This window comes from Actinoplanes sp. ATCC 53533, from assembly GCF_003947245.1.
Genome location: NZ_QHHV01000261.1, coordinates 1 through 12,078 on the forward strand (window position 1 = coordinate 1; position 12,078 = coordinate 12,078).

Sequence of the window (12,078 nt, forward strand, 5' to 3'; positions counted from 1 at the left end):
CGATTCGCCCGACGCCGTGGGTCCACAAGGGAAAGATCAAGATCCGCCAGGTCACCACCCTCGGGCTCTCGTTCGACCACCGCATCATCGACGGCGAGTTGGGCTCGAAGTTCCTGCGCGACATCGGCGGCTTCCTCGCGGACCCGGAGGCGGCACTGCTCTCCTGGACCTGAGTTTCGTCGGCAAGCGGATTTCTCAACCTTCGATCCTTAGGCAGGTAAGCGGGATCACCATCCGATTCGTTGGCGGGTTGTGTTCCGGCGCGGTTAAATAGAACCAGCGCCGGAACACGGCACCGCAGACGAGGCCAGCATTGGCCCAGGGGAGTGAGCACCGCAATGAGCACCATCGAGCGCATCCGCAACCGCCGCATCGCCAAGCGTGACGCCCGCGCGATCGAACGCGCGTTGCAGTCGGCGCCGACGCAGTCCATGCGGAACGAGATCGCCATCTTCAGCCAGCAGCGGTCGTTCTGATCACCTTTTGATCAGCGCCGCATCCAACGGCCCGCCCGGTCCTCCGGGCGGGCCGTTGTCGCTCTAATCAGGGCAATTGCCCACCAAACACCGCCCGTCCTCGTGATTTCCGACCCACCACCAAGCGCCGGACGGCGTACACCGGGATTTCTTCCGTCCCCAACGCCCGGTACGGTTGGCGACGGTCACCTGCCCGGCTCGGCCGGCCGGGCGGTTCAAAGACCGGGCGACGCTCAGCTCTGCAGGGTCGGCCGCATGCCCGACTGCGCGAAGCGCAGGTGCAAAGCCGGCACGGCCGACAGTCATGGAGGAGGCGCGTATGACGTCCGAGGGCCAGTACGCCGGTCACCAGCCGGGGGCCACGTCGGGCAGCGGAGCCGACCAGTTCGGCACCGACGGCTTCCCGCCGGACGCCTTCCCGCCGGACTCCGACGGTCAGCAGACCGCCGACCGAGCACCGTCGTACCCGCACGCGCAGGAGTCCTTCCCGAGCGCGTATGCCCCACCGCCGCAGGCCACGCCCAACGGCGGCTCGCCGTTCGTGGTGCCCGCGGTCCCGCCGGCCGGGCAGACACCGGGCTCTGCCATGCCCGGCTCCCCTGCCCCGGCCGCCCAGCAGCCCGGCTTCCCGCCGCCCAGCTTCCCGGCGCCCGGATCCCAGCCCGGCTATGCGGCCTCCGGATCTCAGCAGCCCGGATCGCAGCCTGACTTCCCGGCACCTGCTTTCCCGCCGCCTGGATCCCAGCAGCCGGGGTCTCCGCTGCCTGGATCTCAGGCCGGCTTCGCACCATCTGGATCTCAGCCTGACTTCGCGCGGCCCGGATCCCCTTCCGGTTTCCCCCCGCCTGAATCCCAACCCGGCTTCGCACCATCCGGGTCCCAGCCTGACTTCGCGCGGCCCGGGTCTCCATCTGGTTTCCCCCCGCCTGAATCCCAACCCGGCTTCACGCCATCCGGGTCCCAGCCTGACTTCGCGCGGCCCGGATCCCCTTCCGGTTTCCCCCCGCCTGAATCCCAGCCCGGCTCCACACTGCCCGGGTCTCCGCAGCCTGGCTTCCAGCCCAGCTTCCCGCCTTCCGGATCGCAGCAGCCTGGATCGCAGCCCGGCTTCCCGCTCTCTGGCTCGCAGCAGCCCGGATCGCAGCCCGGCTTCCCGCTCTCCGGCTCGCAGGCGACTGGCTCGCCGGCTTCCGGTCCGCAGTCGCCAAGCGGCCCGCCGCCCGGTCCCGCCTTCGGTCCCGGCGCGGCCAAGTTCTCGTCGGCGTCGAGCGGCTCCGCGCGCGTGCCCGAGCCCGGCGCCCTGCCCCAGCGCCCGTTGACCGCGGCCCGCGGCAGCGCTGTGCCCGAATCGCCGCCGTCCGCCTGGGCTCCCCAGTCGTCGGCCCAGCCGGCCGCGGCAGCCGAGGAAAGCCCGTTCGGCCGCCCGGTCGAGCCGCACCCCTACCGCAGCGGCGCCGGCGACCAGCTGCCTCAGCGCTCGCCCGGCATCGCGGGTGGTCCGCTGGACGGACCGGTCGGCGAGTTCAACGGCTTCACCCCGACCCGTCAGCCCGCCTCGGGTAGCGGCCCGGACAGCGCGCGCAGTGCCGACAGCCGCTCCTCCTTCGGCGCACCGGCAGACCAGCCGCCGTTCGGCGCTGCGTCCGGTCCGGCTGAGCGGTCGGCGTTCGCACCTCCGCCCCGGGAGCCCTTCGGCGGTTCCCCGTCCGGCGAGGTCTTCGGCTCCGCACGCCCCGACGACCAGCAGCCCGCCGACCGTCCTCCGGGCGTGTCCGCGTTCGGTGACCAGCGCGTCCGGGTGCCCGGCGCGACGCTGACCGGCCTGCCGGACGGATCGCCCAGCGGCCCGGACAGCCGCGCCTTCCCCGCCGGCAGCGGCCTTCCGGCCCGCGGTGGCAGCGAGGGTGGCGGCATCCCGACACGCGGCGCCAGCGAAAGCGGCGGCTTCCCGACGCGCGGCGCCGGCAACGGGAGCTTCCCGGTCCGCGGCGCCGGTGCCCGCAGCGGAGACAGCTTCGCCAGCGGTGGCGCGGAAAGTAACGCTTCCCCCTCCCGGAACGACGCCGGCAACGGCGCATTCCCGGCCCAGGGCGCACCCGACAACGGCGGGTTCACCGCTCGCGGCGACGCCAGCGGCGGCGGCTTCGTGACCAGCGGCGCAGCCGACAACGGCGCGGCCGACAACGGCGCGGCCGGCAACGGCGCGGCCGGCAACGGCGCCTTCAGCGACGCCAACGGCAACGGCCTCCCGGACAGCAATGCATTCTCGCCTCGCAGCGGCGCCGACAGCGGCGCATTCCCCGCCCGCAGCGGTGCCGACAGCGGCGCATTCTCGGTTCGCAGCGACGCCGATGGCAGCGCCTTCCCCGCCCGCGGCGCAGCAGACAGCAGCGCCTTCACGTCTCGCACCGACTCGGACAGCGGCGCATTCCCCGCCCGTAGCAGTGCCGACAGTGGCGCCTTCCCCGCCCGGGGCGGTGCCGACGCGAGCGGCGGGTTCGGCGCCCGCGGTCCCGCCGAGAGCGACCCCTTCTCCGCCCGCAGTGGTGGCTTCCCCGCGGGTGGGGAAGCCGCTCGCCATGAGGTCGACCACGACGGCTTCCCCGGCGGAGGCATCCCCGACAGCAACCCGTTCCGAGACGGCTCGTTCCGTCGCGAGGCGGCCGACGGCAGCTTGGCCGCGCCCGGGACCGTGCCGGGCGCTTCGGACGGCGATCGTGGCCAGTCCGGCCCGGGACGGCCGGTCTCGGGTCAGCCCGACGGCCTGCCCGCGCGACGCGGCTTCGGTGAGCACCCGGCGGAGGGTGGCGAGCAGTCGTCGCCGTTCGCCCGGTACGACGCCGAACAGCCGTCGGACGGCCCCGGTGCCAGCAGCTACGCCCAGCGGGTGCCCGGCGCCTCGTTCGCGTCCGCCGGCCCGCCCGAGGGCGGTGGCAGCGGCTACGCCCAGCGGGTGCCTGGCGCCTCGTTCGGCGCCAGCGGTTCACCCGTGGTGGCCGAGCATCGCAGCGCGGCCGCCGTGCCGCAGCCACGTGATCCTGCCGACCGCCCCGCGTCCGGCGAGCCGCCGGTGGCCGCCGAGCGCCCGGGACCGGCCAAGGGCACCGCACGTCCGGTGACGGCCAGCGCCTCCGTACCGGTGGCGAGCCGGGTGGCCCCGCCCTCGGACGTCGAGGAGGTGCCTCCGGCCGCGGCCGCGAGCCCGCAGCCGCGCGTCTACGGTCGTCCCGCTCCGGTCGAGGAACCCGCCTCGCAGTCGCAGTACCAGGACGAAGTGCAGCCGGCCGGCGGCGCGTTCGGCGCGGCACCCACCTCGGGTGCCCGCAGCGCCGCGGGCACCTACGGCCAGCCGGCGGAGAGCCCCTACGGGCGCCCGGCCGACGACGCCTACGGCAATCCTGATGGCACCTACGGGCGACCCTCGGACCCGCCCTTCGCCCCGTCCCCGTTCGGGGATGGCGCAGACGAGCGGTCCCGCTTCGCCGGGGGCATGGACGACCCGGAGCGCGGCGGCCCGTCGTCGGAGCACGGCAGCCGGCCCGGTTCGTTCGATGGCGGCGCACCGTCCGGTGGCTTCGGCACCGCACCGTCCTCCGGCCTCCCCGAGGCAGCACCGACGTCCGGCGCTTTCGACCCCGCACCAGGGTCCGGCGCTTTCGATGCGCCACCGGGGTCCGGCGGCTTCGACGCTGCACCGGCCGCCGGCCCGTTCGGCGCGGCACCGGCGTCCGGATCCTTCGGCACGGCGCCCACGTCGGGCGGCCGGGTCTCCGGGCGGGCCTCGGCCAGCGCGCGGGTCACCCCGCCGGGCGGTCAGCCGTTCGCGCCGGCCTCGCCCGCACCCGGGCAGCCGTTCGCGCCGGCCTCGCCCGCACCCGGGCAGCCGTTCGCGCCGGCCTCACCCGCACCCGGGCAGCCGTTCGCCCCGGCCTCACCCCCGCCCGGGCCGGCTTCGGACGGCCGGAATTCCCAGTTCGCCGAGTTCACCACGGACATCGCCGGCCGCGGCCGGCCCGGTCAGCCGGATCAGCCGGGCCCTGTGCCGGGCAACCCGGCCGCCCGGACGATGCCGCCGGACCAGTACAGCGAGAACACGACGGACGTGTCGGGCCGCGGTCAGGGCTCGGAGCAGCCGTATGTGCCCGCACCGGCGCTGCCGGCGATGTACGCCGCCCCGCCGCTGGAGAACGGCTTCCCGCCGGCCCAGGCGCCGGAGGCCACCCAGCCGTTCGGCGAGCGGCCGCGGCTGGGCGGCGTCTTCCCCGGGCCGGCCAGCCGTGCCACGGTGACCCCGCCCGGCCCGGAGCAGACCGCGTCCTGGCCCAGTCGTCCGGAGGCGGACGCCGAGCAGAGCAAATTCGACTCGTTCAAGCCGGAGTCCCCGGAGATCGTTCCCACCGCGGTGGCCAAGCCGGAGACGCCGCACGTGCGGATGCTGCCGGTGATCCTCGGTGTCATCCTCGGCGCGGGCCTGATCGTGGGCCTCACCCTGGGTGTCACGTGGCTGATCGCCCGGGGTTCGCACGACGGCGACACCGGCACCAACAGCAGCTTCTCGGTCAAAGCCGGCGACTGCGTCAAGCGCAACGGCAACGAGGCGGTCACCGCGAGCTGCACTGACGCGGGTTCGTTCGAGGTCACCGCGATCGTCGACACCAAGGACAAGTGCCCGGACGTGAACCAGCCGTACGTGGTCAACCCGACCAGCGACGGCCGCAGTCAGGTGCTCTGCCTCAAGCCTCGCAGCTGACCATGTGACCTACGCGTAGCGCGGGCACCCCGGACCTGGGGTGACCCGCGCTTCGGGCACGATGGAATCATGCAACCTCGCGTGCGGGCGCCCGAGCTGACGGGGCGCGGCTGGCTGAACACCGGTGGCCGCTCCCTTACCCTGTCCGACCTGCGGGGCAAGGCGGTAATTCTCGACTTCTGGACCTTCTGCTGCATCAACTGTCTGCACGTCCTGGACGAGTTGCGGCCGCTTGAGGAGAAGTACGGCGACGCCCTCGTCATCATCGGGGTGCACTCGCCGAAGTTCGAGCATGAGCGGGATCCGGCGGCCCTCGCCGCGGCCGTCGAACGCTACGGCGTGCATCATCCCGTCCTCGACGACGCCGACATGCGGATGTGGCAGCAGTACGCCGCCAAGGCCTGGCCCACCCTCTCGGTGATCGACCCCGAGGGCTACGTCGTCGCCTCGATGGCCGGCGAGGGCCACGCCGAGGGCCTGATGCGCCTGCTGGACGAGCTGATCGCCGACCACGAAGCCAAGGGCACGCTGCACCGCGGCGACGGCCCGTACGTGCCACCGGCGGCCCCCGACACCCTGCTCCGTTTCCCGGGCAAGGCCATCGAGCTGTCCAACGGCAACCTGCTCGTCTCCGACTCGGCCCGGCATTCGCTGGTGGAGCTCACCGCCGACGGCGAGTCGCTGGTGCGCCGGTTCGGCACGGGTGAGCGCGGACGCGCGGACGGCCCGGCCGAGGTCGCGAGCTTCTCCGAGCCGCAGGGGCTCTGCCTGCTTCCCGAGGGCACCGCCTACTACGACGTGGTCGTCGCCGACACGGTCAACCACCTGCTGCGCGGGCTGCGACTGGCCACCGGCGAGGTCGTCACCGTCGCCGGCACCGGCCGGCCCTGGCGGTCGGCCGCCGACGACGGCGAGTCGCTCTCCTCGCCCTGGGATGTGGCCTGGTTCTCCGGCCAGGTGATCGTCGCGATGGCCGGCATCCACCAGCTCTGGTGGTTCGACCCGGCCACCGGGGGCACCGGCGTCTACGCGGGCACCACCGTCGAGTCCCTGCGCGACGGCAAGCTGCCCGACGTGTGGATGGCCCAGCCGTCGGGCCTGTCCGCGGCCGGCGACCGGCTCTGGATCGCGGACAGCGAGACCTCGGCGCTGCGCTGGGTCGAGGCGGGTGAGCTACACACCGCCGTCGGCCAGGGCCTGTTCGACTTCGGCCACGTGGACGGCCCGGCGCCGGAGGCCCTGCTGCAGCACCCGCTGGGGGTCTGTGCGCTGCCGGACGGCTCGGTGCTGATCGCGGACACCTACAACGGCGCCGTCCGGCGATTCGATCCGTCCGGTGGCGAGGTGTCGACCGTGGATTCCGGGCTGGCCGAGCCGAGCGACATCCTGCTCACCCGGGCCGGCGCGGTGTTCGTGGTCGAGTCCGGCGCGCACCGGCTGGTCCGGCTGGCGCCCGGCGCGGTCCGGACGGTCGCCGGTGAGCGGCACCGCACCGAGCGCCCGCCGTCGCCGCTGGCGCCGGGCGAGGTGCGGCTGGACGTGGTCTTCACCCCCGCCCCGGGTCAGAAACTGGACTCCTCGTTCGGCCCGTCGACCCGCCTGGTGGTCTCCGCGTCGCCGCCGGAACTGCTGTTGGAGGGCGAGGGCACGACCACCGACCTGTCCCGCCGGCTGGTGCTGAACCCTGCCGTGCCCCGGGGCATCCTGCAGGTGGTGGCGCAGGCCGCGACCTGCGACGCGGACGTGGAGCACGCCGCCTGCCACCTGACCCGGCAGGACTGGGGCGTGCCGGTGCTGGTCGAGCCGGGCGCGCCGAGCCGCCTTCCGCTGATTCTGCGCGGTTTGGATGGCTGAGCCCACCCGCGGCGGAAAACCCATGCAAGTTCGTCGCATGAGATCTCCGTCAACATTACTTGCCAGTAACCTACGGTGCCGTAACCTAGAGCCGTGACGACCGAAGCCCCGTTCCAGATGAAGCCTGCCGACATCGGCAAGCCGCGTTTGCGCGGCCGGCTGCACCAGTACGCGTTCTTCGTCGCGCTGGTCTGCGGCATCGTGCTCTGCTCGATCGCCGCGACCCGCCCCGGCCTCGCGCCCTTTCTGAGCACCCTGATCTACAGCATCACCGTGTGCGGCCTCTTCGGCATCAGCGCGCTCTACCACCGGCGCACCTGGGGCGAACGCGGCTACCAGATCATGCGGCGCATGGACCACTCGATGATCTTCATCTTCATCGCGGGCACCTACACGCCGTTCTGCGTCCTGCTGCTGGAGCGGGACAAGGCGACGCTGATGCTGAGCCTGATCTGGATCGGCGCGCTGGGCGGGGTGGCCCTCAAGAGCATCTGGCCACACCTGCCGCGCTGGGTGGGCGCGCCGCTCTACCTCGCCCTGGGCTGGGGCGCGGTGGCGATCCTGCCGGACATCCTGAACAACGGCGGGGTGACCGACCTGGTGCTGCTGGCCACCGGAGGCCTGATCTACAGCGTCGGCGCGGTCTTCTATGCCATGCGCCGGCCGAACCCGTGGCCGACCGTCTTCGGCCACCACGAGTTCTTCCACGCCTGCACCCTGGTCGCGGCGCTCTGCCACCACATCGCGATCTACTTCGCGCTCTACGCCTGAGTGTCAGTCTCGTGAGTCGTAGGCGATCCGGGCCTCGACGACGTCCGTGATGTGCTTCTCCGCCCATTCCTGCAGCGCGTCGACCAGGCCCAGCAGGCTGCGCCCGAGCGAGGTCAACGCGTAGTCGACCCGGGGCGGGACCACCGGGTAGACCGTCCGGGTGACCAGGCCGTCGCGTTCGAGGGCCCGCAGCGTCTGGGTCAGCATCTTGGGGCTGATGCCGGGGATGCGGTGCGCCAACTCGGTGTAGCGCAGCGGGCGGTCGGCCAACAGGGCCACGGTCAGCACACTCCAGGTGTCGCCGATGCGGTCCAGCAGCTGCCGGCTTGGGCAGTCTTTCGCGTACACGGTCGCTTCCACCATGACACTATCTCTCAGGTAAGTACCGCACTTCAAGGTGCTCTCTATCTCATGGGAAGTAACCCGCTACCTGCGCCGTTGTGCGGAAGGACGGTCAACCGGCCGTCGCTCAGGCTTGTTGAGGAGTTCGCATGACCATCGTCGTCACCGGCGCCACCGGTCCCTTCGGCCGCCACGCGGTCGAGACACTGCTCTCGCGCGGCGTGCCCGCCGACCAGATCGTCGCGGTCGGCCGCAGCATCGAGAAGATCCAGGACCTCGCCGACCGCGGCGTGACGGTGCAGTACGCGTCGTACGACGAGCCCGAGTCGCTGCGCAAGGCCTTCGCGGGCGCGGACAAGCTGCTCCTCGTCTCCGGCAGCGAGCCGGGCAAGCGCATCCCTCAGCACCAGAACGCCATCGACGCGGCCAAGGACGCCGGCGTCAGCCGGATCGTCTACACGAGCGCGCCGAACGCCGACTCGTCCGGCATGATCCTGGCCTCCGAGCACCTCGCCACCGAGCAGGCCCTGGCCGCGTCCGGCGTCCCGTCGGTGATCCTGCGCAACGGCTGGTACCTGGAGAACTACGACCTGCGGGGCGCCCTGGAGCACGGCATGTTCGGTGCCTCCGGCGACGGCAAGCTCAGCCTGGTCACCCGGGCCGACCTGGCCGAGGCGGCGGCCGCGGCCGTCGTCGCGGAAAGCCACGACAAGCAGGTGTACGAGCTCGGCGGCGAGGGCGTCACCATGGCCGAGTTCGCCGCCGAGGTATCCCGCCAGTCCGGCCGCGAGGTCACCTACACCAACATGCCGCAGGACGAGTACACCAAGTTCCTGGTCGGCGTCGGCCTGCCGGAGGGCTTCGCCGCCATCCTGGCCGACTCGGATCACTGCGCGGCCTCCGGCGCCCTCTACACCGGCACCGAGGACCTGGCGCAGCTTCTGGGCCGCCCGGCCACCCCGCTCGCCGACGCGATCCGCGCCCGGCTCGCCTGACACCGGACACGACGAGGGAGTGCCACCGCTGCCGGTGACACTCCCTCGTCTGCTGTCAGGCGCCGTACGGCGGCGGGGGCGGGGGCTGGCGACGGGTGGTCTCGCGGTACTCCTGCACCACCTGACCGTCGCGGTACGCCGGGTCGTCGGTCACGACCGGCCGCTCGCGCTGTACGACCACGGGGCGGCGCCGGCTGTTCCAGTACCAGATGGTGACGACGAGACCGACAAGCCCCGCCAGCATCAGCACGTAGCCGACGATGTTGATGTCCAGTCCGCTGATGTCCGCGTTGACGGCGAACGCCAGGATCGCTCCCAGCGCGAGTAGGAAAATGCTTCCGCCGATGCCCATATTGGCCTCCCAGGCTCGTGGCTGCCGCACCGAGCCGCGGCAATACGTCGATGGGTGTGTCTACCCCGGCGGGGGATTCCTCAATCAGGCAAGCTGAACACATGACTGTGCGGACCCTCGTGCTGCTACGGCACGCCAAGGCCGAGACCCCCGGTGAGCTGCCCGACTTCGAGCGCCGGCTCACCGAAAAGGGTGACGCCGACGCCGACGCGGCCGGTTCCTGGCTGGCCGACGAGCGGCTTCGGCCGAACCTCGTGCTCTGCTCCTCGGCGCGCCGGACGCGGCAGACCTGGCAGGGCGTCTCGGTGGCCCTGAGGCAGGCGGACCCGGATGCGCTCAGCCCCGAGGTGCACTACGAGCGCGGCCTCTACGACGGCGGGCGCACGGAGGTCATCGACCTGTTACGGGCCGTACCGGAGTCGGTGCGCACAGTGCTGATCATCGGGCACAACCCCACGATGTCCGATGTGTCCATCCTGCTGCGCCCGTACGACGGGGAGGGCGAGCCGGCCGCCCTGAGGACCGCCGGGATGGCCGTGCACCGGGCCGAGGGCCCCTGGTCGCTGACCGAGCCGTTCTCGATGCCGCTAGTGACCGAACACACTGCCCGCGGATAGCCGGAAGCCGGCGGACATCATTGTCCGCCGGCTTCGGCCTTTCAGCAGAGCGTGAAGCTCAGAACGCCTCTTCGGGCAGGTCCATCACGTCGAGGGTGGTGTTCTCGATGATCCGGCGGTCCGAGCCGATGCGGGGCAGCACCTCGCGGGCGAAGAACCGGGCCGCGGCGATCTTGCCCTCGTAGAAGGTCTTGTCGGCCGCGCTGACCTCGGTGCCCAGCGCCTTGAGGGAAGCCTCGGCCCCCCGCAGCAGCAGCCAGGAGACGACGACGTCACCCAGGGCGAGCAGCACCCGGCGGGAGGTGAGCCCGACCTTGTACAGCTCGCGGGTGTCGCCGCCCTGCGCGGCCTGCAGCCAGCCCATCTCGATGCTGAGGATGGTCTGCAGCTCGCCGAGCGCCTTGCCGAGCGACGCGCGCTCGACCTTGAGCTGGCCGTTGCCGGCCTCGGTCTCGATGAACTCCTGCATCTCGGTGGCGAGCGCCGCGAGCGCCTGACCCTGGTCCTTCACGATCTTGCGGAAGATCAGGTCGAGGCTCTGGATCGCGGTCGTGCCCTCGTACAGGGTGTCGATCTTGGCGTCCCGGACGTACTGCTCCAGCGGGTAGTCCTGCAGGAAGCCGGAGCCGCCGAAGGTCTGCAGCGACTCGTGGCCGAGCAGCTCGTACGCCCGCTCCGAGCCGACGCCCTTGACCAGCGGCAACAGCAGGTCGTTGATCCGGCTGGCGATCTCGGCCGCCGCGGTGTCACCCGCGGCCTGCGCGATCGCGACCTTGTCCTGCCAGGTCGCCGTGTAGATGACCAGCGAGCGCAGGCCCTCCGAGTACGCCTTCTGCAGCATCAGCGAGCGGCGTACGTCGGGGTGGTGGGTGATCGTGACGCGCGGTGCGGCCTTGTTCGTGTTCTGCACCAGGTCGGCGCCCTGGACGCGGTTCTTCGCGTACTCCAGCGCGTTCAGGTAGCCGGTGGACAGGGTGGCGATCGCCTTCGTGCCGACCATCATCCGGGCGTACTCGATGATCATGAACATCTGCCGGATGCCCTGGTGCACGTCGCCGAGCAGCCAGCCCTGTGCGGGCGTGCCGTTCTCGCCGAAGGTCATCTCGCAGGTGTTGGAGACCTTGAGGCCCATCTTGTGCTCGACGTTCGTGGCGTAGACACCGTTGCGCGCGCCGAGCTCGCCGGTCTCGCCGTCGAAGTGGTACTTCGGCACGATGAACAGCGACAGGCCCTTGGTGCCCGGACCGCCCACACCCTCGACGCCGACCGGGCGGGCCAGCACGTAGTGGATGATGTTGTCGCTCAGGTCGTGCTCACCCGAGGTGATGAAGCGCTTGACGCCCTCGATGTGCCACGAGCCGTCGGGCTGCTGGATCGCCCGCGTGCGGCCGGCACCGACGTCGGAGCCGGCGTCGGGCTCGGTGAGCACCATCGTCGAGCCCCACTGCTTGTCGACGAAGAGCCGCGCCCACCTCTTCTGCTCCTCGGTGCCCTCGACCTGCACGACGTGCGCGAAGGACGGACCGGAGGAATACATCCAGACCGGGGCGTTGGATCCCAGGATCTGCTCGGCGATCGCCCACCACAGCGCCCGCGGGGCGAGCGTGCCGCCGAGGGATTCCGGCAGGTCAAGGCGCCAGAACTCGGACGCCATGAACGCCGCGTACGACTTCTTGAAGGCCTCGGGCAGATCCGCGGTGTTGGTCACCGGGTCGAAACGCGGCGGATTACGGTCGGCCTCGGTGTAGCTGGCCGCGAGGTCCTCGCGAGCCAGGCGGTTGACCTCCGCGAGCACGTCGCGTGCGGTCTCGGCATCGATGCCGTCGAACGGCGCCTGGCCGAAAGCACGATCCGCCCCGAAGACCTCGAAGAGGTTGAACTCGAGGTCACGCAGGTTGCTCTTGTAGTGACTCATGTTGTT

The 12,078-nt window shown here is 71.7% G+C and carries 11 protein-coding genes; 7 read left to right on the top strand and 4 right to left on the bottom strand.

The genetic code is table 11. From position 1 onward, the window contains the following. Window positions 1-173 (top strand): 2-oxo acid dehydrogenase subunit E2 (locus tag DMB66_RS52320; protein ID WP_199753148.1); only part of this gene is annotated, 173 nt, incomplete at its 5' end. Between the two features lie 165 nt (window positions 174-338). Next, entirely contained in the window at window positions 339-476 is a 138-nt protein-coding gene (locus DMB66_RS63215) for a hypothetical protein (protein WP_199753149.1), read from the top strand. Window positions 477-911: 435 nt separating this feature from the next. Here the strand turns inward: DMB66_RS63215 and DMB66_RS61905 are convergent, their stop codons facing one another. Continuing rightward, window positions 912-1,064, bottom strand: a complete 153-nt coding sequence (locus tag DMB66_RS61905) for a hypothetical protein (protein ID WP_158647647.1) — start codon at window positions 1,062-1,064, stop codon at window positions 912-914. Window positions 1,065-1,758: 694 nt separating this feature from the next. On the opposite strand from DMB66_RS61905, the gene DMB66_RS52325 reads away from it, so the two are divergent. The 3 genes from DMB66_RS52325 (at window position 1,759) to DMB66_RS52335 (ending at window position 7,851) form a co-directional block, all read left to right on the top strand. Next, a complete protein-coding gene (locus tag DMB66_RS52325; RefSeq protein ID WP_125811544.1) occupies window positions 1,759-5,226 on the top strand; it encodes a hypothetical protein in 3,468 nt (1,155 codons plus the stop codon). A gap of 69 nt (window positions 5,227-5,295) precedes the next feature. Continuing rightward, the gene (locus DMB66_RS52330; protein ID WP_125811545.1) at window positions 5,296-7,080 is read left to right on the top strand and encodes an NHL domain-containing thioredoxin family protein; all 1,785 of its coding nucleotides are present in this window, start codon (window positions 5,296-5,298) and stop codon (window positions 7,078-7,080) included. Window positions 7,081-7,173: 93 nt separating this feature from the next. After that, complete coding sequence (locus DMB66_RS52335; protein WP_125811546.1) at window positions 7,174-7,851, top strand: hemolysin III family protein; 678 nt, start codon at window positions 7,174-7,176, stop codon at window positions 7,849-7,851. A gap of 3 nt (window positions 7,852-7,854) precedes the next feature. Here the strand turns inward: DMB66_RS52335 and DMB66_RS52340 are convergent, their stop codons facing one another. Continuing rightward, window positions 7,855-8,214: a helix-turn-helix domain-containing protein gene (locus DMB66_RS52340; protein ID WP_125811547.1), complete on the bottom strand. Its 360-nt coding sequence runs from the start codon at window positions 8,212-8,214 to the stop codon at window positions 7,855-7,857. A 128-nt stretch (window positions 8,215-8,342) separates the two neighbouring features. Between DMB66_RS52340 and DMB66_RS52345 the strand changes: the two genes are divergently transcribed. Next, window positions 8,343-9,188: an SDR family oxidoreductase gene (locus tag DMB66_RS52345; protein ID WP_125811548.1), complete on the top strand. Its 846-nt coding sequence runs from the start codon at window positions 8,343-8,345 to the stop codon at window positions 9,186-9,188. 55 nt (window positions 9,189-9,243) lie between these two features. On the opposite strand, the gene DMB66_RS52350 is transcribed toward DMB66_RS52345, so the two are convergent. Beyond that, a complete protein-coding gene (locus tag DMB66_RS52350) occupies window positions 9,244-9,540 on the bottom strand; it encodes a DUF6458 family protein (protein ID WP_125811549.1) in 297 nt (98 codons plus the stop codon). A gap of 101 nt (window positions 9,541-9,641) precedes the next feature. On the opposite strand from DMB66_RS52350, the gene DMB66_RS52355 reads away from it, so the two are divergent. Next, on the top strand, window positions 9,642-10,157 hold the full coding sequence (locus tag DMB66_RS52355) for a histidine phosphatase family protein (RefSeq protein WP_125811550.1): 516 nt from the start codon (window positions 9,642-9,644) through the stop codon (window positions 10,155-10,157). A gap of 58 nt (window positions 10,158-10,215) precedes the next feature. Here the strand turns inward: DMB66_RS52355 and DMB66_RS52360 are convergent, their stop codons facing one another. Then, complete coding sequence (locus DMB66_RS52360; protein ID WP_125811551.1) at window positions 10,216-12,072, bottom strand: acyl-CoA dehydrogenase; 1,857 nt, start codon at window positions 12,070-12,072, stop codon at window positions 10,216-10,218. Window positions 12,073-12,078 lie beyond the last annotated feature (6 nt).